Origin of the sequence: Microbacterium sp. NPDC090007 (assembly GCF_044748345.1) — a bacterium.
Lineage (GTDB): Bacteria > Actinomycetota > Actinomycetes > Actinomycetales > Microbacteriaceae > Microbacterium.
In genome coordinates this window covers 722,903-743,372 of sequence record NZ_JBIVFV010000001.1, presented here as the reverse complement: position 1 = coordinate 743,372, position 20,470 = coordinate 722,903, and the positions used below count along the sequence as shown (strand labels likewise).

Annotated in this window: 19 protein-coding genes; 14 read left to right on the top strand and 5 right to left on the bottom strand. The window is 72.5% G+C overall.

Annotation, left to right across the window (positions count from 1 at the left end; translation table 11 throughout):
• Window positions 1–76 precede the first annotated feature (76 nt).
• From chvE to ACIPVB_RS03470, 4 genes are all read right to left on the bottom strand, one after another.
• On the bottom strand, window positions 77–1,192 hold the full coding sequence (chvE, locus tag ACIPVB_RS03485; RefSeq protein ID WP_400367015.1) for a multiple monosaccharide ABC transporter substrate-binding protein: 1,116 nt from the start codon (window positions 1,190–1,192) through the stop codon (window positions 77–79).
• Between the two features lie 343 nt (window positions 1,193–1,535).
• Window positions 1,536–3,071: a tripartite tricarboxylate transporter permease gene (locus tag ACIPVB_RS03480; RefSeq protein ID WP_400367013.1), complete on the bottom strand. Its 1,536-nt coding sequence runs from the start codon at window positions 3,069–3,071 to the stop codon at window positions 1,536–1,538.
• Window position 3,072: 1 nt separating this feature from the next.
• Entirely contained in the window at window positions 3,073–3,633 is a 561-nt protein-coding gene (locus ACIPVB_RS03475) for a tripartite tricarboxylate transporter TctB family protein (protein WP_400367011.1), read from the bottom strand.
• Window positions 3,633–4,664, bottom strand: coding sequence for a tripartite tricarboxylate transporter substrate binding protein (locus ACIPVB_RS03470; protein ID WP_400367009.1), 1,032 nt, complete (start codon window positions 4,662–4,664; stop codon window positions 3,633–3,635). The genes ACIPVB_RS03475 and ACIPVB_RS03470 overlap by 1 nt, the downstream gene beginning before the upstream one ends.
• A gap of 118 nt (window positions 4,665–4,782) precedes the next feature.
• Between ACIPVB_RS03470 and ACIPVB_RS03465 the strand changes: the two genes are divergently transcribed.
• Both ACIPVB_RS03465 and ACIPVB_RS03460 read left to right on the top strand, forming a co-directional pair.
• Entirely contained in the window at window positions 4,783–6,063 is a 1,281-nt protein-coding gene (locus ACIPVB_RS03465) for an ATP-binding protein (protein WP_400367007.1), read from the top strand.
• Complete coding sequence (locus ACIPVB_RS03460) at window positions 6,060–6,776, top strand: response regulator (protein ID WP_400367005.1); 717 nt, start codon at window positions 6,060–6,062, stop codon at window positions 6,774–6,776. Before ACIPVB_RS03465 ends, ACIPVB_RS03460 begins: the two co-directional genes overlap by 4 nt.
• Before the next feature lie 111 nt (window positions 6,777–6,887).
• On the opposite strand, the gene ACIPVB_RS03455 is transcribed toward ACIPVB_RS03460, so the two are convergent.
• Window positions 6,888–7,460, bottom strand: a complete 573-nt coding sequence (locus ACIPVB_RS03455; protein ID WP_400368177.1) for an NTP transferase domain-containing protein — start codon at window positions 7,458–7,460, stop codon at window positions 6,888–6,890.
• A 51-nt stretch (window positions 7,461–7,511) separates the two neighbouring features.
• Between ACIPVB_RS03455 and ACIPVB_RS03450 the strand changes: the two genes are divergently transcribed.
• The 12 genes from ACIPVB_RS03450 (at window position 7,512) to ACIPVB_RS03395 (ending at window position 20,469) form a co-directional block, all read left to right on the top strand.
• A complete protein-coding gene (locus tag ACIPVB_RS03450; protein WP_400367003.1) occupies window positions 7,512–8,489 on the top strand; it encodes an XdhC family protein in 978 nt (325 codons plus the stop codon).
• A complete protein-coding gene (locus ACIPVB_RS03445) occupies window positions 8,486–9,784 on the top strand; it encodes an amidohydrolase family protein (protein ID WP_400367001.1) in 1,299 nt (432 codons plus the stop codon). Before ACIPVB_RS03450 ends, ACIPVB_RS03445 begins: the two co-directional genes overlap by 4 nt.
• Entirely contained in the window at window positions 9,781–10,407 is a 627-nt protein-coding gene (locus ACIPVB_RS03440) for a helix-turn-helix domain-containing protein (protein ID WP_400367000.1), read from the top strand. Before ACIPVB_RS03445 ends, ACIPVB_RS03440 begins: the two co-directional genes overlap by 4 nt.
• 16 nt (window positions 10,408–10,423) lie before the next feature.
• The gene (locus ACIPVB_RS03435; protein ID WP_400366998.1) at window positions 10,424–11,371 is read left to right on the top strand and encodes a PDR/VanB family oxidoreductase; all 948 of its coding nucleotides are present in this window, start codon (window positions 10,424–10,426) and stop codon (window positions 11,369–11,371) included.
• Window positions 11,372–11,789: 418 nt separating this feature from the next.
• On the top strand, window positions 11,790–13,046 hold the full coding sequence (locus tag ACIPVB_RS03430) for an amidohydrolase family protein (RefSeq protein WP_400366996.1): 1,257 nt from the start codon (window positions 11,790–11,792) through the stop codon (window positions 13,044–13,046).
• 29 nt (window positions 13,047–13,075) lie between these two features.
• Entirely contained in the window at window positions 13,076–13,852 is a 777-nt protein-coding gene (locus ACIPVB_RS03425; RefSeq protein ID WP_400366994.1) for an ABC transporter ATP-binding protein, read from the top strand.
• Entirely contained in the window at window positions 13,849–14,742 is an 894-nt protein-coding gene (locus ACIPVB_RS03420; protein WP_400366992.1) for an ABC transporter permease, read from the top strand. The genes ACIPVB_RS03425 and ACIPVB_RS03420 overlap by 4 nt, the downstream gene beginning before the upstream one ends.
• A gap of 134 nt (window positions 14,743–14,876) precedes the next feature.
• Window positions 14,877–16,052 (top strand): ABC transporter substrate-binding protein, encoded by a 1,176-nt coding sequence (locus ACIPVB_RS03415; protein WP_400366991.1) that lies wholly within the window; start codon window positions 14,877–14,879, stop codon window positions 16,050–16,052.
• A gap of 264 nt (window positions 16,053–16,316) precedes the next feature.
• A complete protein-coding gene (locus tag ACIPVB_RS03410) occupies window positions 16,317–17,645 on the top strand; it encodes an FAD-binding oxidoreductase (RefSeq protein WP_400366989.1) in 1,329 nt (442 codons plus the stop codon).
• Entirely contained in the window at window positions 17,642–18,421 is a 780-nt protein-coding gene (locus ACIPVB_RS03405; protein ID WP_400366987.1) for a creatininase family protein, read from the top strand. The genes ACIPVB_RS03410 and ACIPVB_RS03405 overlap by 4 nt, the downstream gene beginning before the upstream one ends.
• Before the next feature lie 124 nt (window positions 18,422–18,545).
• Complete coding sequence (locus ACIPVB_RS03400; RefSeq protein WP_400366985.1) at window positions 18,546–19,835, top strand: MFS transporter; 1,290 nt, start codon at window positions 18,546–18,548, stop codon at window positions 19,833–19,835.
• An 82-nt stretch (window positions 19,836–19,917) separates the two neighbouring features.
• Window positions 19,918–20,469, top strand: coding sequence for a LysM peptidoglycan-binding domain-containing protein (locus tag ACIPVB_RS03395; RefSeq protein WP_400366983.1), 552 nt, complete (start codon window positions 19,918–19,920; stop codon window positions 20,467–20,469).
• Window position 20,470: the final 1 nt, after the last annotated feature.

The window sequence follows — 20,470 nt, the reverse complement described above, 5'->3', positions numbered from 1 at the left end:
CGAGCGGCGAGGCGGGTGGGCCCGCTGCGCCGCGGGAAGAGGCCGGGGCGGGCGCACCCGCCCCGGCCGGTGAGGCTCAGAGCCCGACGTCGGAGGCCTTCAGGAAGCCCGAGTCGATGAGCTTGGACTGCACGTCGTCCTTGACGACGACCTCGGGGGTCAGCAGGTACGAGGGCACGACCTTCTTGCCGTTGTCGTAGGTCTCGGTGTCGTTGACCTCGACCTCCTGGCCGTCCTTGATCTGCTGGATCATCGTGAAGACGCGGTCGCCGAGGGCGCGGGTGTCCTTCCAGACCGTCATGGCCTGCGCGCCGTCGAGGATCGCCTTGACGTTGGCCTTGTCGGCATCCTGTCCCGTGATCAGCGGGTACTCGGCGCCGGGGGTGTATCCGGCCGACTTCAGCGACGCCTCGATACCGATGGCGAGGCTGTCGTTGGGCGAGAGCACGACGTTGACCTTCTTGCCGTCGCCGTAGAACGACGAGAGGCGGTTGTCCATCTCGGCCTGAGCCTTGTCGGACGCCCAGCCCTGGATGCCGATCGACGCCCACGCGTCGTCGTTGGCGGGCGACTTGCCGCTGGGGACGACGAGCTTCCCGCTCTCGACGTAGGGCTGGAGCACGTCCCAGGCACCGGCGAAGAAGAACTTGGCGTTGTTGTCGTCGGGGCTGCCGGCGAAGGGCTCGAGGTTGAAGGGGCCCGCGCCGTCCTTGAGGCCGAGCTGCTCCTCGATGTACTGGCCCTGCAGCGTGCCGACCTTGTAGTTGTCGAAGGTGGCGTAGTAGTCGACGTTCTCGCTGCCGTTGATGAGGCGGTCGTAGGCGATGACCGTGGCGTTCTGCGCCTTGGCCTCCTGCAGCACCGGGCCCAGGGTCGATCCGTCGATCGCGGCGATCACGAGGATCTTCGCGCCGCCCGAGATCTGGTTCTGGATCTGGCTGATCTGCTGGTCGGTCTTGTTGTCGGCGTACTGCAGGTCGACGGTGCAGCCCGCGTCGGTGAGCTTCTGCTGCAGCTGCTCGCCGTCGTTGATCCAGCGCTCGAGGCTGCGGGTGGGCATGGCGATGCCGACGTTGCAGTCCCCGCTCGCCCCTCCGGCGGCACCGCCGTCGGCCGGGCGCGTGGAGCTGCAGGCCCCCAGGCCCACGGCCAGTGCCGCGATGGCCGCACCGGTCAGGATTTTCTTCAGCATGTGATCTGCGTTCCTCTCTGAACTGCAGGGACCCCCGTTGGTCGCACCCGCGCCCTCCCCGGCGTCGGATCGGGTACGTCGTCGTCCCGGCTCTGTGGTCCGTCGAATTATGACGGCTCCGAAAAAATATCCACCGAAGGGGGTTTTGTCTAGAGGCACGACAAAATTGCGCAAGCGCGTGAGGACCGGCGCGCCGCCACGAGTGAGACAAGAGCGGGTGCCATTCAGCGGCGCCATCGGACACCGGTGAGCGCACCACGCAGCCCCTCGGCGCCACCGGAGCTCCCGGTGCGCGGCGAAGCGGGCGGGACGCCGTAGCACCCCGCCCGCTCGCGGGCCTGCGTCACGCGACCTCGACGGGCTCCTTCGCGCGCGCGGCGGCCGCCCGACGGCGGGCAAGGAGGCGGTTGCGTCCTGCGGCCAGCAGCACCACGAGCAGCACCGCGTAGATGGTGAGCACGATCGGGCCCTGCAGCAGCGTCGTCAGATCGCCGTTCGCGCTCATCGCGGCATCCCTCAGGCTCGTCTCGGCCAACGGGCCGAGCACCATGCCGATGATGAGCGGCGCGAGCGGATAGTCGTGCGCCCGCATGACGAAGCCGAGCAGGCCGATGGCCAGCAGCAGCAGCAGGTCGAAGGTCGCCCCCGACGTCGCGTAGATGCCGAGTCCGCAGAACACCGCGATCGCGGCGTACAGGTACGGGCGGGGGATCAGCAGCAGCTTGGCCCACAGCATCGCGAACGGCAGGTTGAGCACCAGAAGCACGATCATGGCGAGGAAGAAGCTCGCGATCAGCGCCCACACCAGGTCGGGCGAACGCTCGAACAGCAGCGGCCCGGGCTGGAGCCCGTACTGGCGGAACGCGGCGAGCATGATCGCCGCGGTCGCCGACACCGGCAGGCCGAGCGCGAGCAGCGATCCCATCGCCATGCCGGTGGTCGAGTTGCCGGCGGCCTCGGGAGCGGCGAGACCGCGGATCGCCCCCGTGCCGAACATCGGCTTCTTGCGACGCCCGTCGAGGCGCTTCTCGAGCCCGTACGCCAGGAACGTCGGGATCTCGGAGCCACCCGCCGGCACGACGCCGAAGGGCAGGCCGATCGCCGCGCCGCGCAGCCAGGCGGGCGCCGCCTCGCGGAACTCGCGGCGCGTCAGCCAGGGCCGCCCCGAGGGCCGGACCATCGCGCCGCCCCGCACGTGGCGCTCCAGCGCCGCGACGTGGATCACTTCGCCCAGGGCCAGGATGCCGACGGTCACCGTCACGAGCGAGATGCCGTCGAACAGGTTCGGCGAGTCCAGCGTGAAGCGCGGGGTCCCGGTGACGCCGTCGACGCCGACCACCGCGATGCCCAGCCCCAGGAACAGCGAGGCCAGCCCCTTGGCGGCGCTGTCGGTCACGACGGACGAGGTCGCGGCGAACGCGAAGATCGCGAGGGCGAAGAACTCCGCGGGGCCGAAGCTGCTGGACAGCCCCGCCAGCAGGGGCGCGAAAAAGACGAGCAGCGATGCCGCGACCATGCCGCCGATGAAGGCGCCGATCGCCGCGGTGGCCAACGCCTGCGCGGCCCGACCGTTCAGGGCCATCTTGTGGCCCTCGAACGTGGACGCGATCGCCGAGGCCTGTCCGGGGGTGTTCATCAGGATGCCGGTCGTGGAATCGCCGAACAGGCCGCCGAAGTACACCCCCGAGAACATGATGAACGCCGCGGTGGGATCGAGCGAGAACGTCACCGGCAGCAGCAGCGCCACCGCCATCGACGACCCGAGTCCCGGCATGACGCCGACCGCCGTGCCGAGCACGCAGCCCACGACGACCCAGATGAGGTTCTGCCACGTCAGCGCCCCGGCGAACCCCTCGCCGAGAAGGATCAGTGCGTCCATGTCAGAAGCTCCAACCGAGGATTCCGGAGGGCAGGGACAAGCCCAGCCCCATGTCGAAGGCGATGTAGCTGAGCGAGCTGATCGTGAGGCCGACCAGCGCCGCGAACAGCAGCCGGCGCTGCCCGAACCCGCGAGCGATCCCGGTGAACAGCAGCGCCGCGGCGATGATCCAGCCCAGGATGCCGAGCAGGAACGCGAACGCCAGGAACGACCCCGCGACCCAGGCGAACGAGCGCCAGTCGACGCGCACCGCCCGTTCCCCGACCTCTTCCTCATCGATCGTGGGGGTGACCAGGGCGGCACGGACCGCGCCCACGGCGAGGACGCCCGCGAGGACGAACAGCCCCGCGGCGATGATGCCGGGGAAGAACTGGGGTCCCGGGAAGGCGGCGTTGGCGGGCACCCGCATCGTGACGATGCCCACGAGCAGGTACACCGCGAAAGCCGCGAGAACCCCCGGCATGATGAGCGCCTTGGCGATCCCGCGCAGGCCGCTGCCGCGTTGGAAACGCAGGCGGTCGCCGACGGTCGCCGACACGGACGTGGGGTTGTTCGACGGCATCACAGGCCCATCTCCTCGTACAGCAGCTCGATGCGCTCACGTTCGTCGACGAGGAAGGCGTCGAGGTCGTCGCCGGTGATCAGGCGCTCGGTCCAGTGGTACCGGGCGCGGGCGTCGGCCCACTCGGGCGTGGCGACCGACTCGAGCACCAGCTCGGTGAGCCCGTCCACCTGCTCGTCGCTGAGCCCGCTGGGCGCGGCGAGCATGCGCCAGTTGGTGAGGCCGACCTGGTAGCCCTGGTCGACGGCGGTGGGGATGTCGATGCCCTCGATCGGCTCGGCCGCCACCAGTGCGAGCGCGCGCAGACGTCCCGATTCGATCTGGTCGATGTTGTCGGGGTATCCCCCCGCGGCGGCCTGGGCGGTGCCGTTCAACAGAGCCTGGATCGCCTCGCCGCCGCCGTCGGACGAGATGTAGGTCATGTCGACGGGCGCGATGTCGGCGGCGAGCGCGAGCTCGGCGACGACCAGCTGATCGAACGACCCTCCCCCGGTCCACGGCAGGGCGCGGGGGTCCTGCCTCCAGGCCGCGACGAGGTCGTCGAGGGTCTGGAACGGCGAATCCGCCGGAACGACGATCACGTCGTACTCCTCGACCATCACGGCCAGCGGGGTGACGTCGTCCAGGGTGGCGGCCGAGCCGAACTGGACGGTGGCGGCCAGAAGTCCGGTGCCGCCGACGAGCAGGTTGCCGGGCTGACCCGAAAGCACCGAGACGTTGCCGAGGGCGATCGTTCCGCCCGCGCCCGGCATGTTGACCACCTGGACGTTGTTGACCAGTCCGTTGGCTTTCTGGGCCTGCTGCAGCTCGCGCGCGACGCCGTCCCATCCGCCGCCCGCCGCGGCGGGGGCGATGATCGTCATCGACGCGTGGATGTCGTCACCGGCGGATGCCGACGTGACCGAGCCGTAGGCGGCGACGGCGATGGCCGTCGCCGCGACCGCTCCGCCCGCGATGCGGCCGATCCATCGGCGGCGCGGCCGGTCGGCCGGTGGGTGGTCAGGGACAGGTGAGAGCGTAGGCTCCGTCATCACAGCTCCTCCTCGCGAACGTCGTCGTCACGCAGAATGCGACGACGTTCTCAGCCGGAGCGGGCGCAGCGCACCCCTCCTGCGCTTTGTGCTCATATTGCGTGCGAAAGAGAGCCCCATGCGCGAGTCCCCGTCCCCGGCCACCGCCCGGGCCGTGCGGCGTGCGCTGGTGGTGCTGCCGAGCCTCATCGTGCTCGCCGCGGTGGGCCTGACGACGGTGATCGCCGCATCGGTGCAGGAGCGCCGTATCCGCGACGACACCGCCGACCGCGTCTTCGACGTGGCGACGGGGCTCGCCGAGCTCGACGACGTGCGGGCCGCCGCGGCATCCGTCTCGGACTCCGGTGCACCCGACGATCTCGCCGACGCGATCGACCTCGCCCCGGCGACCACGGTGCTGCAGCCTCTGGCCGATCTCGTCGAGCAGACGACGGGGGTGTTCTACGTGGTGGTGACCGACGACGAGGGGGTCCGCATCACCCACCCCGACACGGCGCAGCGCGGCCGCCAGGTCGAGACGGCCAACGCCAGTGTGCTCGCGGGGACGCCGTTCCTGGGCACCGAGACCGGACCGTCCGGGAGTTCGCTGCGCGCCAAGGTGCCGATCCGCGACGGGGACGCCGTCGTCGGCATGGTCGCGGTCGGGGTACTCGAGTCGCGGATCCTGTCCGAGCGCGACGAGGCGCTCGGCGCACTGCTGCCGTGGAGTCTGGGGGCGCTCGTGGCCGGGACCCTGGCCTCGTCACTGCTCGCGGCGGCGATCGAGAGGCGCTTCCGCCGCGCCGACGCGCTCGCGGCCGAGCAGGAGCAGACCGCCCGTACCGTGACGGCACTGCGCGAGCAGGCGCACGAGTTCGGTACCCGCCTGCACGTGCTGCACGGTCTGGTGTCGCACGGCGACACCCGCGACGCGCTCGCCTACATCTCGGATGCCGTTCCGACGCTGACCCCCCGCGAGCCGTCGGACACGCGACTGGGTCCCTCGGTCGTGGGGGCGAGCCTCGAAGCGCTGCGCACCGAGGTGTCGGTGCTGGGCGCGCACCTCGAGGTGCAGGTCGATCGCGACCTGCCCGTCGACGAGACCGTCCTGATGGTGCTGGCGAACCTGTGCCGCAACGCCGCCGAGGCGGGCGCCTCCCGCGTGCGCTGCACGCTGTCGCAGGTGGGCGACAACCTGCACGGCGCGGTCGACGACGACGGACCGGGCCTCGACGCCCGCGACATCGACCGGGCGTTCGCGGCGGGGTTCTCGTCGAAGCGGGATGCCCGGGGCACCGGCCGCGGGATCGGCCTGGCGCTCGTGCGTCGCGCGATCGGCGACCGCGGCGGCGAGATCCTGGTGAGCCGCTCGGCGTTCGGCGGCGCCCGTTTCTCGTTCGAGATGGCGGTGCCGCGATGACGGCGCCGGCGATCCGGGTGCTCGTCGTCGACGACGACGCCGCCGCCCGCGCCCTGCACGGACGCTCCATCGACGAGGTGCCGGGGTTTCGCCTGGTCGGGTCGGCCGCGACCGGGGTGGCGGCGGTCGCACGCGCCCGTGAGGGGGTCGACCTGGTGCTGCTCGACATGCGCCTGCCCGACATCAGCGGGGTCGAGGTGCTGCACCGCCTGCGTACCCTCGGCGCGGAGGGACTGGACGTGCTGGTCATCAGCTCGTCGCAGGACCAGGTGACGGTGCGCCAGGCTCTCGCCGCCCACGTCGTGGGCTACCTCGTGAAGCCCTTCACGCAGGACGTGCTGCGACGCCGCCTCGACACGTATCGCGAGGAGCGCCGCGCCCGCACCGCGGCCGATCGCGAACGGGCGCTGTCGCAGAGCGACATCGACCGTCTGATGGGAACGGGCAGCGTGCGCGTGCCCGCGCGGACCTCACCCGCGGCGCTGCCGAAGGGCCTCGCCGAGGTCACCCTCGAGCGGGTGCGCGCGAGCCTCGACCCGGTGTCGTTCGCGTCGGCCTCCGAGGTCGCCACGGCGTGCGGCCTCTCGCGCGCGACCGCCCAGCGCTACCTCGAGCACCTCGTCGCGACGGGAGTGCTGGACCTGGCGCACCGCTACGGGGCACGCGGACGTCCGCGGATCCTCTACCGACTGGCTCCCTCGCCGCCGGGCTGAGCGGTTCCGCCGCGGGTGGTCTCGGCCCGGCCGCCGCGCGCGCGGCCTCGGGGGCCGGCTGCCGCGGGTGCGATGCGACCCGCGGCGCACACCGCGCGCACGCCGGGGCGGTCAGGGACGTTCGTCGTGGTCGGCGCCCGACCACAGGTCGCCGCACTCGATCAGCTCCGCATCCCGCGCGATGAGATACGGGCGCGCGCCGAGATCGCCGCGCACCGCGGCCGACAGCGGCGCCCAGTGCGCGCGCCCGAGCAGCACGGGATGCCCCGGCGCCCCGCCGTACGTCGCCTGCCCGAGGGCGTCGGGCGCGGCCCTGCGGCGCAGCCGCGCGACGGCGGCGGGAACGATGTCGGGGGTGTCGACCGGCAGCACGAGCGCGGCGACCGCGTCGCCCTCGGCGATCGCGCACAGTCCCGCGCGCAGCGACGCCGCGACCCCCGTGGCCCAGTCGTCGGCCCGCACGACCGACGCCCCGACCGGCACGAGCGGCGCGGCCTCGTCGATGCCCGCGCCGAGCACGACGGTGACGTCCCTGCATCCGCCCTGCTGCAGCGCCCGCACGGCCAACGCCAGCCACGGTGTCCCCGCCGCCGTGCGCGCGAGGGCCTTGGGGCCCCCGAAACGCCGACCCGCGCCCGCGGCCAGCACCAGTCCCGCGACGGCGGCAACGGGCTCGGGCGGCATGGTCACGACAGCGTAGCGTGCGCGAAACACGCCCCGACTACCGTCGCGTCCATGCTCGAACTGGCCGCCGATCTGGTGCCGCTGCTGGATGCCGGCGTCCCCGTCGCGGCCGTCACGGTCACCGCGGTGGTGCGCAGTGCTCCGCGCGGCGTCGGCGCGAGTCTCGCCGTGACGCGCGACGCGCGCGTGGTCGGATCGATTTCGGGGGGCTGCGTCGAGAGCGACGCCGTCATGCTGGGCCTGGACGCCCTGCGCACCGGGACCATCCGGCGCGCGCGATTCGGTTTCACCGCCGAGGGGACCGTCACCCCGATCGCCGCGGGGCTCGCGTGCGGCGGTGCGGTCGACGTCGTCGCCTACCCGATCGACGCGGACGCCCGACCCGCCCTCGACGCGGCACGCGCCGGACGAGCAACCACTCTGCGACTCGAGCTCGACGGAGAGCCCCTCGTCCTGCACCGCCCCGCGGCACCGCGCCTGATCATCCTGGGCGCCGGCGAGCACGCGGCCGCCCTCTGCCGCGTCGGCGCGGCCGCCGGATTCGCGGTCACCGTGTGCGACGACTGGGCTCTGCTCGCGACGCCCGCGCGTTTTCCCGAGGCCCGCGAGGTGGTGGTCGCCGCCCCGCACGAGTACCTCGCCACCCTCGACGACCCCGACGAGCGCACCGCCGTATGCGTGCTGACGCACGACGAACGCCTCGACGTCCCCGCGTTGCGGGCGGCCCTGCGCCTGCCGGTGGGATTCGTCGGCGCGATGGGCGCGCGCGCGACCGTGGCCCGCCGCGCCCAGCTGCTGCGGACCGCCGGGGTGACGGATGCCGAGCTCTCGCGCCTGCACTCCCCCCTGGGCCTCGACCTGGGCGGGTCGTCGCCCGAAGAGACGGCGCTGTCGGTGGTCGCCGAGATCGTGGCATCCCGTCACCGCGCCGACGCCCGGCCCCTGCGCGAGGGCGCCGGCCTCCGCCTCCACGGCGGAGAGGCGCTCCCCGGTCACGGAGCGATCGCATGCGGTGCGAGGAGCGCATGAGCGTCCTGGTCGTGCGCGGGGCGGTCGCCGTCGTCGAAGACGCCGGCCGCGTACGCACCGGCGAGGTCGTGATCGCCGACGGGGTCGTGGTCGACAAGGCCGACACGACGGATGCCGAGATCCTCGACGCGAGCGGATGCGTGGTCACCGCCGGCCTGGTCAACGCCCACCACCACCTTCTGCAGACGGCGTTCCGCACGCTCCCGGGCACCCGCGGCATCCCGATGCGGGAATGGCTGCCGGCCATGGCCACCGCGTACACCGCCGCGGGGATCGACCCCGAGCTCACCGGTCTCGCCGCCCGCGCGGGGGTGGCCGAATCCCTGCTCAGCGGGGTGACGACCGTCGCCGACCACCACCTCACCTGGCCGTCCGGCGCCGACACCGTCGGCATGGCGAGGGCGGCGGCGGACGCCGCGACCGCCCTCGGAGCGCGCCTCGTCTTCGTCCGCGGGGCGGCCCGCGACGACCCGCACGAGGCCGCGGCGTCGGCCGAGGCGATCGTCGACGCCCTCGTCGCCGACCGTCCCGGCGGTGTCAGCGCCGACGGCATGCTCCAGGTCGCCGTCGGCCCCGCGGGCGTGCACAGCGACCCGCGCGAGACCTTCGAGCTGCTCGGCGAGGTCGCCCGCCGTCACGGGCTGCGCCGACGCACCCAGGCCAACGAGGTCGTCGACGTCGAGATCGCCCTCGACCGCTACGGACGCCGGCCCCTCGACCTCCTCGAGGACTGGGGCTGGCTCGCCCCCGACGTGACCCTCGCCCACCTGTGCGACGTGACACCCGACGAGATCGAGCGGGTCGCGGCATCCGGGGCATCGGCCACCCACGCCCCGGGGTGCGACGTGCCGATGGGGTGGGGGATCGCCCCGGTGCGGGCGCTACGCGACGCCGGGATCACCGTCGGGCTGGGAACGAGCGGCGGCGGCAGCAACGACGCCGGACATCTGCTCGCCGACGCCCGTCTGGCGATGCAGGTCTCCGCCCTCGTCGGGCCGCAGCTGCCGGCATCCGAAGTGCTGGCGATGGCGACCTCGGGGTCGGCCGACGGGCTCGGGCGGACCGAGCTCGGCCGCCTCACGCCGGGCTCGGCTGGGGACCTGTGCCTGTGGGACGTCTCGGGCGTCGCCGACGCGGGGGTCGCCGACCCGGTCGCGGGACTGCTGTGGGCCTCGCCCGGGCGGCGCCCCCGCACCGTCGTGGTCGGCGGGCGCGTCCTCGTCGACGCGGGGCGACTGACGACCGCCGACGAGGGCGAGATCGTCGCCCGCCTGTTCGAGAGGGTGACACGATGACCTTCATGGCACCACCGGCACCGCTTCCACCGACCCGATCCAGCGATGAACGCCTCGGTGCGCACCTGCGATCCCTGCGCAAGGCGAGGGGCCTCACGCTGACGCAACTCGCCGAGGCGGCCGACCTCTCGCACCCCTTCCTCAGCCAGCTGGAGCGCGGTCTCGCGCGACCCAGCATGGCCAGCCTCGAGCGACTCGCCCGGGCGCTCGGCACCAGCCGCGTCGAGCTGATCGCCGGCTCCGAACCCCCGCGTGCCGGACAGGACTCCCGGCCCTCGTTCGTCGCGGCGGGCGAGGGCGTCGTCGGACCCTACGCCGAAGGGACCGCCCGTCTTCTGGCCGAGGGCCCGCGCCGCTTCGAACCACTCGAGTTCACGGGATCCAACGACGCCCCCGGCGACCACTATGTCCACGCCGAGGACGAGTTCGTCACGGTTCTCGAGGGCAGCGTCGTCATCTCGTTCGGACCGTTCGGAGAGCGCACCCTCACGGTGGGTGACTCGGTGTACTGCCGATCGGGCACGCCGCACCGGTGGCACTCGCCCGACGGCTCGACCTACCGCCTGCTCATCGTGAAAGAAGTGGTCCACGGCGACGGCGCCGACGACCCCGCCGACGTCTGAGCGAGAAGGAGAACGCATGAGCGCAGGAGTGACCTTCGAGGCCGTCGTGACCGGGCGTCACCACGCCGCGGACGGCGTCGTCGTGCTCGATCTCGAGCGTGCGACGGGCACGCTCCCGCACTGGTCGCCGGGGGCGCACATCGACGTCGTGCTGCCGAGCGGCTTGGAGCGGCAGTACTCGCTCTGCGGTTCGCCGGCCGCGCGCGGCACCTGGCGCATCGGCGTCCTGCGCGAGCGCGAAGGCTCGGCATGGCTGCACGACAACGCCCACGTCGGGGCGACGCTGCCGGTGCGGGGGCCGGCGAACCACTTCCTCTTCGCGCCCACCGCCGGGCGATCGTACGTCTTCGTCGCGGGGGGCATCGGGATCACCCCGATCATGCCGATGGTCGAGGCGGCCGAGGCCGCGGGAGCCGACTGGACGCTGCTCTACGCCGGGCGCTCGCGCGCCGCCATGGCCTTCGTCGGCGACCTCGCGTCCCGCTACGGCGAGCGCGTCGAGGTCTTCGCCGCCGATGAGGGGCGCCGCCTCGACCTGTCGGACCGCTTCGCCACCCCGGTCGCCCGCACCGTCGTCTATTCGTGCGGTCCCGCGCGGCTGCTCGAAGGGCTCGAGGATGCCATGGCGGGCTGGCCCCGCGGCAGCCTGCATGTCGAGCGGTTCGAGGCGAAGGTGCTCGGCGACCCCGTGTGGGCGGAGCCCTTCGAGGTCGACCTGATGATGTCGGGCCTGACCCTCACCGTGCCACCCGGGCGCAGCATCCTCGACGTGGCCGAGGAGCACGACGTCGTCGTGCCCTCGAGCTGCCGCGTCGGCACGTGCGGCACGTGCGAGGTGGCCGTCGTCGACGGCGACGTCGAGCACCGCGACTCGGTGCTGTCGCCGGAAGAGCAGGATGCCAATCGCACGATGATGCCGTGCGTCTCGCGGGCCGCCTGCGCGCGCATCATGCTCGAGCTCTGACGCCGACGGGGCGCGATGGGGTCGCTCGCGGCTCCGACGAGCTCAGCCGCCCCGCACGCGGGTCCATAGACCCGTCGGAGGGGCCGGAGCCCCTCCCGCCGCCGGCGCCGGAGCCCTGGGCGGGCGGGACCCCGTCACCAGAACAGGGGATGCCACCGCAACAGGACGATCCGAACGGAATCGGCCTGTTTTCGCGGCATCCCCTGTTCTCGGCGCACGCGCGGGCCGGCCGCTCCAGCCTGTCCGACAACTTTGTCGAGAGGGTCACGCGGGGGAAATACAGCGGAAACGCGCCATTCCTAGCATCGGAACAACGCCGGATGTTGGTCACACCAACACTGACGCAGCCGCCCCGGCGGCTCGCCCCGCTGTGGTGGCTCTCGTCTCGTCACTCGCCCGAACGCTCCCGGAGGCCCTCGTGTCCGCCGCTCCACCCGCTCCCCTCGCCGCTCTGCGCGGCGTGCGCCTCACCTCGGGCGCCGTCGTCGACATCGCCCTCGACGGCGACGAGGTGCTCGCGGTGGTGCCGGCCGGCAGCCCCCTGCCCGACACCGACGGTCTGATCCTCGACCTGCCCGGGTACCTCGTCACCGCCGCGGGGGCAGAACCGCACGCGCACCTCGACAAGGCGCAGTCCTGGGATGCCATCCACCCGCCATTCGGCGACCTGGAGCGTGCGATCGAGAGCTGGCACGCCTTCGCCCTGACCCTCGACGAGGACGACACCGTGCGCCGGGCCCGCTCGACGGCGCTGCGGATGCTGGCATCCGGGATCACCGCCGTCCGCACGCACGTCGACCTGCTCCGCGGCGACGACGCCCTGACCGGGGTGCGTGCTCTCGTGCGACTGCGCGACGAGCTCGCCGGCCTGATGGACATCGAGCTCGTCGCCCTCGGCGGCCCGACCGTGCCCGATGCGGTCTTCGACGCGGCGCTCGATCTCGGTGTCGACCTGGTCGGCGGCGCCCCGCACCTCGCCGACGACCCGATCGCCGACCTGCACCGTCTCGTCGCGATCGCCCGGCGTCGCGGCGTCGGCCTCGACCTGCACACCGACGAGAGCCTCGCCGGCGCCGACACCCTGGCCGCCTACGCCCGTGCGGTCACGGGCTCGCCCCACCCCCGCACGGCCGGCCACTGCGTGCGCCTGAGCATGATGGCCGCCACCGACCTCGCCGCGCTCGCCGATCAGGTGCGCGCGGCCGACATCGGCGTCATCGCCCTGCCGATCACCAACCTGTACCTGCAGGGATGGGATGCCGACCACGCCGTGCCCCGCGCGATCGCGCCGATCGGTCGCCTCAAGGCGGCCGGCGTGCGCGTCGCGGCGGGAGCCGACAACGTGCGCGACCCCTTCAACCCCGTCGGCCGGTGCGACCACCTCGAGACCGCGTCCCTGCTCGTCAGCGCCGGGCACCTCGCCCCCGAGGACGCCCTCGACGCCGTCACCGCCGGTGCGCGCGACGTGATGGGCCTGCCCGCAGCCGGCCCCGTCCCCGGCGCGCGCGCCGATCTGGTGGCCGTGCGTGCGGATTCCCTCGGCGACGCCGTCGCCTTCGCCAGCGCCGACCGTGTCGTGATCCATCGCGGCCGGCTCGTCAGCCGCACCACCGTCTCGACCGAGACCGCGGCATCCGTCCCCACCCGCTCCGCCGCACCCGCGACGGCGTCGTAACCCGCCCCCAACGGAAAGTGAGCGCCCCCGTGACCTTGGCCTCTCCCGCCCCGGCATCCGTCGCGGATCCCACCGCGCCCCTGCTGGACTTCCGCAACGTCGCCATGACGTTCCCCAATGGCACCACCGCGCTCTCGGGCGTCGACCTCACCGTCGGCCGCGGCGAGTTCGTCAGCGTCGTCGGCCCCTCCGGCTGCGGCAAATCGACCCTGCTGCGCATCGCCTCCGGCCTCGAGTCGGCGAGCGAGGGAACGGCGTCGGTCAACACCGACCGCATCGGCTACGTCTTCCAGGACGCGACCCTGCTGCCCTGGCGCGACGTGCGCTCGAATGTCGAACTGCTCGCCGAGCTCAACTGGCAGCCCAAGCGCGTCCGCGCGCCGAAGGCGCAATGGGCGATCGACCTGGTCGGGCTGAGCGGTTTCGAGAAGCACCTGCCCAAGCAGATGTCGGGCGGCATGAAGATGCGCACCTCGCTCGCACGCTCGCTGACCCTCGACCCCGAGCTGTTCCTGTTCGACGAGCCGTTCGGCGCGCTCGACGAGATCACCCGCGAACGCCTGAACGACGAGCTCATCAAGATCTTCGTCGCCCAGCGCTTCGGGGGTCTGTTCATCACCCACTCGGTCTCCGAGGCCGTCTACCTCTCCACCAAGGTCGTCGTGATGTCGGGCCGCCCCGGACACCTCGTCGACACCTTCGAGGTCCCCTTCGACCTGCCGCGCGACCCCGAGATCCGCTACACGGGAGAATTCGCGAAGCTCGTCGGCGAGGTCTCCCACGCCCTCCGGGAAGGACACTCATGAGCACCACCTCCGCAGAGCCGGTCGTCGTCGAGTCGGCCGCGTCCACGGCATCCACCCCTCCGCCGATCGAACCGCCGCGCCCGCGCGGCAGGGCCCGTCGCCGTGGCTTCGGCGCCAACGCCGCCCTCGTCGGGCCGCCGCTCGGGGTGCTCGTCGTCCTCGTCGGCGCCTGGTACGGCGTCTCGATCGCGCTCAGCGCCTCGGGCAAGGGGTTCCTCCTGCCCATGCCGCACGAGATGTTCACCCTCGGGTTCTTCGACCCGCAGGTCGGCGCCGACATCTGGGTCGCCCTGTTCCGCACGACCGGCGTCGCCCTCACCGGGCTCGCGGTCGCGATGGTCATCGGCATCGGCTGGGCCATCGCGATGTCGATGGCCCGCTGGGTCGAGCGCTCCACCTACGCCTACGCGGTGGTGCTGCAGTGCATCCCGATCCTCGCCCTGGTGCCGCTGGTGGGGTTCTGGTTCGGTTACGAGTTCCTCGCCCGCGTGATCGTGTGCGTGCTGATCGCGCTGTTCCCGATGGTGTCCAACACCCTGTTCGGTCTGCAGTCGGTCGACAAGTCGCAGCGCGAACTCTTCCGCCTGCAGAAGGCCGATCGATGGACGGTGCTCACCAAGCTCACCCTGCCCGCGGCCCTGCCCTCGATCTTCGTCGGCATGCGCACGTCCGCCGGGCTCTCGGTCATCGGCGCGATCGTCGGGGACTACTTCTTCCGCCGCGGCGAACCGGGGATCGGCTCGCTGATCGCCAACTACCAGTCGCGCCTGCAAAGCGCCGAGCTCTTCGCCGCGATCCTCGCGGCCTGCCTGCTCGGCGTGGCGATCTTCGCCCTGTTCGGCTGGTTGTCGAAAGCGGCCGTCGGCCGCTGGTACGACAGCACCCTCTGACCCCGATCCCGGATGCCATGCCTGCCCCGCACGCGATGTGCGGGGGGCGGTGTCCGGCGTCCCCGAAAACCCCGTCCCCGACCCACGCACCGTCCTGCACCCGACAGTCCCACCGTCACAGAAAGCGAACCAGCATGCAGCGCTCCACCCTCCTCCGCGGCACCGCCGTCACCGGCGCCGTCGCGATCGCCCTCACCCTGACCTCGTGCGCCGGTAGCGCCGCCGAGAGCGCGCCCGCGCCCGACAGGGAGATCGGCTCCGTCGATCTCTCGGCCGACTGCCCCTCGACCGTCGTCGTCCAGACCGACTGGAACCCCGAGGCCGAGCACGGTCACCTCTACGAGATGATCAAGGACGACTACACGATCGACGCCAACACCAAGGCGGTGACCGGCCCCCTCATGTCGGACGGCGAGTACACCGGCGTCGACCTCGAGATCCGCGCCGGCGGCCCCGCGATCGGGTTCCAGACGGTGTCGGCGCAGATGTACCAGGACGACGCGATCACCCTTGGCTACATCAGCACCGACGAGGCGGTCCAGCTGTCGGACACCACTGCGACCAAGGCCGTGTTCGCCCCCCTGGAGATCAGCCCGACCATGGTGATGTGGGACCCCGCGACCTACCCGGACGTCAAGACGGTGGATGACGTCAAGGACGCCCTCGCGTCCAACGGCGGCGTGTGGCGCTACTTCGACGGATCGGCGTACATCGAGTACCTCAAGAGCGCCGGCCTGGCGGAGGCGGCCATCCTGGACGGGTCGTACGACGGCACGCCCTCGAACTTCGTCGCCGCCGGCGGCAAGGACATGCAGCAGGGCTTCGCCTCGGCCGAGCCGTACGTGTACCAGAACGAGGTCTCGGCGTGGGGCAAGCCCGTCGACTTCGCGCTCATCCACGACGCCGGATGGCAGACCTATCAGTCCGCGGTCTCGGTCAAGGCCGGTGACTTCGACGAGCTGAGCCCCTGCCTCGAGAAGCTGGTCCCCGTGCTGCAGAAGGCGGGTGTGGCCTACTACGAGGACCCGTCCGCGGCGAACGCGCTCATCCTCACGCTCGTCGACCAGTACGCCACCGGTTGGACGTACACGCAGGGCGTCGCCGACTACTCGGTCCAGACGCAGATCGACCTGGGCCTGGTCGGCAACGGCCCCGACTCGACCTACGGCAACTTCGACGAGGCCCGCTTCGACGACTTCTTCACCAAGGCGAGCACGATCTACACCGACCTCGGCACCCCGCCCGCGGCGGGCTACACCTCGGCCGACCTCTACACGAACGAATTCATCGACTCGAGCATCTCGTTCTGATCCCGACCGGCCCGGTCCGCCTCGCGCGGGCCGGGCCGTGCCCCGGGTCGCCTTCCCCGCGAGACTGCATCTCGCTGACGACTCGGTGACAACCTGCCGCAGAGATGTCAGCGAGATGCAGTCTCGACGCCTTCGGCGCCCGATCCCCCACCGCGCGGACGAGCCGTCGCCGACCGGCCCGCGCCACCGCACCGCAAGACCCGCCGCGCCGCGGCCAGTCCCACCCCCGGCCTCCGCCCCACCGTTCCCTACCGGAGACACCCCATGAGCGACACCGCCACCCGCGTCCTCTCCCTCGAGGACGAACTGCTCGACCTGCTCGGGCCCGCCGCCGTCAGCACCGAACCGCGCGTCCGCGAACGCGCCAGCGTCGACGGCTCCCCCATGTCGCCGATCATCGCGGCCCAGCTGCCCCTGGGCCTCGCCGACCTCGTCGTCTTCGCCGCGGATGCCGAACAGATCGCCACGGCCGTGGCCGCGGCATCCCGCCACGGGGTCCCCGTCACCGTCCGCGGCAAGGGCACGGGCAACTACGGCCAGGGCATCCCGATGCGGGGCGGCCTGGTGATCGACACCACCCGCGCCAAGGCCATCGTCGAGGTCGGCGACGGCTACGTCACCGCCGAGGCCGGTGCCCCGATGGTGCTGCTGGAGCAGGCCGCGTGGGCGGCCGGCCAGGCGCTGTGGATGTATCCCTCGACCGCGCAGTCCACCCTGGGCGGCTTCCTCTCGGGCGGCTCGGGCGGCACCGGGTCGATCGAGCACGGCTCGAACGACCGCGGCTTCGTCGCCGCCCTCGACGTCGTGCACGCCGACGGCAGCGCCGACATCATCCACGTCGAGGGCGACGAGGCCCAGAAGTACGTGCACAACTACGGCACCGCGGGCGTGATCGTCCGCGCGACAGTGCGCCTCGAGCCGCTCCGCGAGTGGCGCGGGCTGTGGGCGAGCTTCCCCGATTTCGCCGGGACCCTGTCGGTGCTGCAGACGATCGGAAATCTCGAACCCTCCCCCCGCCTGGTCTCGGGCGACGGCCCCGAGATCTCGGCATCCCTCCCCTCCGACGACGCCATCCCGGCGGGCCGGTCGAGCCTGCGCGTGATCCTGGATGCCGCGCAGATCGACGCCGTGACCGCGATCATCGAGGGCGCGGGCGGGCGCGTCGAGGCGGTGCGCGAGGGGCCGCAGGCGAGCATCCGCCTGTCGATGCTCAGCTACAACCACCCGATCGAGTGGTTCCAGAAGAGCCAGCCGCACGAGGTGTTCCACCTCGAGGTGGCCGGGGCCCCGCTCGCCGAGGACATCGCGGCGGTCGAGGCCGTCTTCGCGGGGTCGCACCTGCACATCGAGTCGACGAGGCAGCACCCCATCGGCATGCTCGCCGCCCCCTACGTCAGTGAGGACGACGTGTACCGCGGTATCGCGGAGCTCAACGCGATCGGCGTGGGCGTGCACAACCCGCACCAGTGGAACGTCGACTTCAACATCGAGCAGACCGTCGAGACCGCGCGCGTGACCGACCCGCACGGCCTGCTCAACCCCGGCAAGCTGAACCCCTCGTACGCCGGCGCCCGCAAGGGGGCCATCCGATGACGCGTCTGCTCGCCGAGCTCAGCGGTCCCGCCGCGGCCGAGGCCCTGACCGAGCGATCCATCGTCGTGCTGCCCACCGGTGCGATCGAGCATCACGGTCCGCATCTGCCCTTGGCGACGGATGCCATCGTCGCCGAGGCCTCCGCCACGGCCGCCGTCGCGCGGGCTGCGGCCCGGGGGCTCGACGTCTGGCAGCTGCCGACGCTGTCGATCACCAAGTCGGACGAGCACTCGTGGGCGCCGGGGACCCTGTGGCTGACGCCCGAGACGATGATGCAGACGGTCGTCGACATCGGTCGTTCGCTGCTGACGACCCGCGCCCGCACGCTCGTGTTCCTCAACGGCCACGGCGGCAACGTGGCGCTGCTGAACGTCGCGAACCGCGAGCTGCGTCGTCGATTCGGGCTGCGCACGTTCTTCATGCCCGCCGCCCGCGTGCCCTCGTTCGACGGCACCGACGGGGGCCCCGACGAGCACGGAACCGGCATCCACGCCGGACACGGCGAGACGAGCATGATCATGCACCTGCGTCCCGAGCTCGTGGATGCCACGAAGTTCGAGGCCACGGTGCCGGCGCACATCGGGGACTTCCGCCACATCGGCTTCAACGGCAAGCCGGTCACGTTCGGGTGGCTGTCGAACGACTTCGGCCCCACCGGTGTCCTGGGCGACCCGACCGGCGCGAGCGCCGCGCACGGCGCCGCACTGTTCGAGGACAGCGTGTCGTTCGTCGTCGAGGCGCTCGAAGAGATCAGCCGATTCGACTACGTCGCGTGAACCGCTCGGAGCGCGCACGACTCCTGCAGATCCGTGGTGTAGGCGCCGCACGCCCGTCCGTCAGCAGTCGTGCGGCCAGCGGCGGCGACAGGATCGCGCACGCCGCCACCTGGACGGTGCCCGCGTGAGCGTCGCCGCCGCCCCGGCCGCCGGCGTCCGCGCGTACGGCGCGGTACTGCGGCTGCCCGGCGCCCGGAGCTTCGTCGCGGCCGGCATTCTCGCGCGATTCCCCCGCGCGACGCTGTCGCTCGGGATCATCCTCCTCGTGTCGGCGGCGACGGGCAGCTTCGCCTCCGCGGGGCTCGTCGTCGCTCCCCTCGTGGGCGGGATGGCGATCGCGGCCCCGCTGTGGTCGTCGCGCATGGACCGGTTCGGTCAGGCGCGCGTCATCCTGGTGTCGCTCGGATGCCTCGTGCTCGCGGCATCCGCGTTCCTCGCCCTGGTGCTGACGGGCGCGCCGCTGTGGACCTGGCTCATCGCGGCGTTCGTGACCGGGGCGGCGACGCCAGACCTGACCTCGGCCGTCCGCGCGCGGTGGACGGTGCTCGCCCCGCCCTCGCAGCGCACCGCCGCTCTCGCCCTCGAGACGATCGCCGACCAGATGGTGTTCATCGCCGGGCCGCCCGCGATCACCGCCGTCGCGGCCGCCCTCGATCCGGCGGTGGCGATGCTCGGTTCGCTGGGGCTCGGGGTGATCGGCGGCGTGTGGCTCGCCGCGCAGCGGGGCACGCAGCCCCCGCCGACCCCGCGAGGCCCCCGACGCCGGGCCATGGTGCTGCCGCCGGCGGGCGTGATCCCGATCGCCCTGGCGTGCGTCGCCCTGGGCGGGGTGTTCGGCGCGTTCGATGTGGGCCTGGTCGGTTGGGCCGAGCTCGGCGAGCGGCCGTGGCTCGCCGGCCCCGCGTTCAGCGCCCTGGCGGTGGCCATCGCGGTCGGTTCGGTCATCACCGGGGCGCGGGCGTGGAAACTCTCGCCCGCCGCGCGCTACATCGGATTCGCCGCGCTCGCGGCGGCCGTCGCGGTCGCCCTGCCGTTCGCGCAGGGGTCGGCTCCGGCGCTGTTCGCGGTGATCCTGCTGCTCGGTCTCGCGGTGTCTCCGGTGATGGTGTCGGGGATCCTCGTGGCATCCGCCCGCGCCCCCGAGGGGCGCGTGACCGAGACCCTCGCGTACCCGACCGCCGCGATGTCGTTGGGCGTTCCGGTCGGCGGCGTGATCGCGGGAGCGGCACTGGATGCCACCGGCCCCGCCACCGCGCTCGCCACCATCGCGGTGGCCCTGGCCCTGGCCGCCGTCGTCGCCGCGGTCGGCGAGGCGCTGCTGCGCGCGGCGGGCCGGGCTGCGCCGGGCGGCGCCGCCCCGGGCCGCGCCGCCCCGGGCCGCGCCGCCCCGGGCCGCGAGACTGCATCCCGCTGACGAGACGGCGTCAGGATGTCGCCGAGTCGTCAGCCGCGTGCAGTCTCGCGGCCGAGAGGCCCCCATCCGTACACTTCGACGTATGGGGGCGACACGCGCGACGACGGTGATCGGGATCGGCGTCCTGACGGTGATGCTGAGCGCGTGCGCGCCGCCGGCGCCGCTGGTCGAGAGGGTCGATCCGCGTCCGAGCAGCACCGCTCCGGCCGCGGTCGCGACCCCGGGGACGTCGGCACCGCGGGTCTCGGACTCGGGGCCGTGCAGCGAGGTCTCCCCCTCCTACCCGGTGCTCGACGCGACGGATCCGGAACAGTTGGGCGGGCGGACGCTCACCATCCCCCATGATCGCGGTCTCTTCGACACGGCCACGGGCGAAGCGACGGTCGACGCGTCAGGAGTGCCGGTGGCGTACGTCGCCGCCCCGGGCGATGTGTTCTCGACCATCGCGGCGCGTTTCTGCCTCAGCGAGGATCTGCTGCAGATCCTCAACCACGCCCGTCGCGACAACAACGCCCTCTACGCCGGCGACACCCTGAACCTCGACCCGCACACGATCTTCACCGTCGGCGACCAGAACGGTGTGGTGTCCGACAACGAGTTCCCCGACTGGTTCACCCTGCCGCCGCAGCGCTGAG

Excerpts from the sequence above, each read along its gene's own strand:
- chvE (WP_400367015.1), bottom strand. The coding sequence starts at position 1,192 with ATGCTGAAGAAAATCCTGACCGGTGCGGCCATCGCGGCACTGGCCGTG.
- ACIPVB_RS03480 (WP_400367013.1), bottom strand. The coding sequence starts at position 3,071 with ATGGACGCACTGATCCTTCTCGGCGAGGGGTTCGCCGGGGCGCTGACG.
- ACIPVB_RS03475 (WP_400367011.1), bottom strand. The coding sequence starts at position 3,633 with ATGCCGTCGAACAACCCCACGTCCGTGTCGGCGACCGTCGGCGACCGC.
- ACIPVB_RS03470 (WP_400367009.1), bottom strand. The coding sequence starts at position 4,664 with ATGACGGAGCCTACGCTCTCACCTGTCCCTGACCACCCACCGGCCGAC.
- ACIPVB_RS03465 (WP_400367007.1), top strand. The coding sequence starts at position 4,783 with ATGCGCGAGTCCCCGTCCCCGGCCACCGCCCGGGCCGTGCGGCGTGCG.
- ACIPVB_RS03460 (WP_400367005.1), top strand. The coding sequence starts at position 6,060 with ATGACGGCGCCGGCGATCCGGGTGCTCGTCGTCGACGACGACGCCGCC.
- ACIPVB_RS03455 (WP_400368177.1), bottom strand. The coding sequence starts at position 7,460 with ATGCCGCCCGAGCCCGTTGCCGCCGTCGCGGGACTGGTGCTGGCCGCG.
- ACIPVB_RS03450 (WP_400367003.1), top strand. The coding sequence starts at position 7,512 with ATGCTCGAACTGGCCGCCGATCTGGTGCCGCTGCTGGATGCCGGCGTC.
- ACIPVB_RS03445 (WP_400367001.1), top strand. The coding sequence starts at position 8,486 with ATGAGCGTCCTGGTCGTGCGCGGGGCGGTCGCCGTCGTCGAAGACGCC.
- ACIPVB_RS03440 (WP_400367000.1), top strand. The coding sequence starts at position 9,781 with ATGACCTTCATGGCACCACCGGCACCGCTTCCACCGACCCGATCCAGC.
- ACIPVB_RS03435 (WP_400366998.1), top strand. The coding sequence starts at position 10,424 with ATGAGCGCAGGAGTGACCTTCGAGGCCGTCGTGACCGGGCGTCACCAC.
- ACIPVB_RS03420 (WP_400366992.1), top strand. The coding sequence starts at position 13,849 with ATGAGCACCACCTCCGCAGAGCCGGTCGTCGTCGAGTCGGCCGCGTCC.
- ACIPVB_RS03415 (WP_400366991.1), top strand. The coding sequence starts at position 14,877 with ATGCAGCGCTCCACCCTCCTCCGCGGCACCGCCGTCACCGGCGCCGTC.
- ACIPVB_RS03410 (WP_400366989.1), top strand. The coding sequence starts at position 16,317 with ATGAGCGACACCGCCACCCGCGTCCTCTCCCTCGAGGACGAACTGCTC.
- ACIPVB_RS03405 (WP_400366987.1), top strand. The coding sequence starts at position 17,642 with ATGACGCGTCTGCTCGCCGAGCTCAGCGGTCCCGCCGCGGCCGAGGCC.
- ACIPVB_RS03395 (WP_400366983.1), top strand. The coding sequence starts at position 19,918 with ATGGGGGCGACACGCGCGACGACGGTGATCGGGATCGGCGTCCTGACG.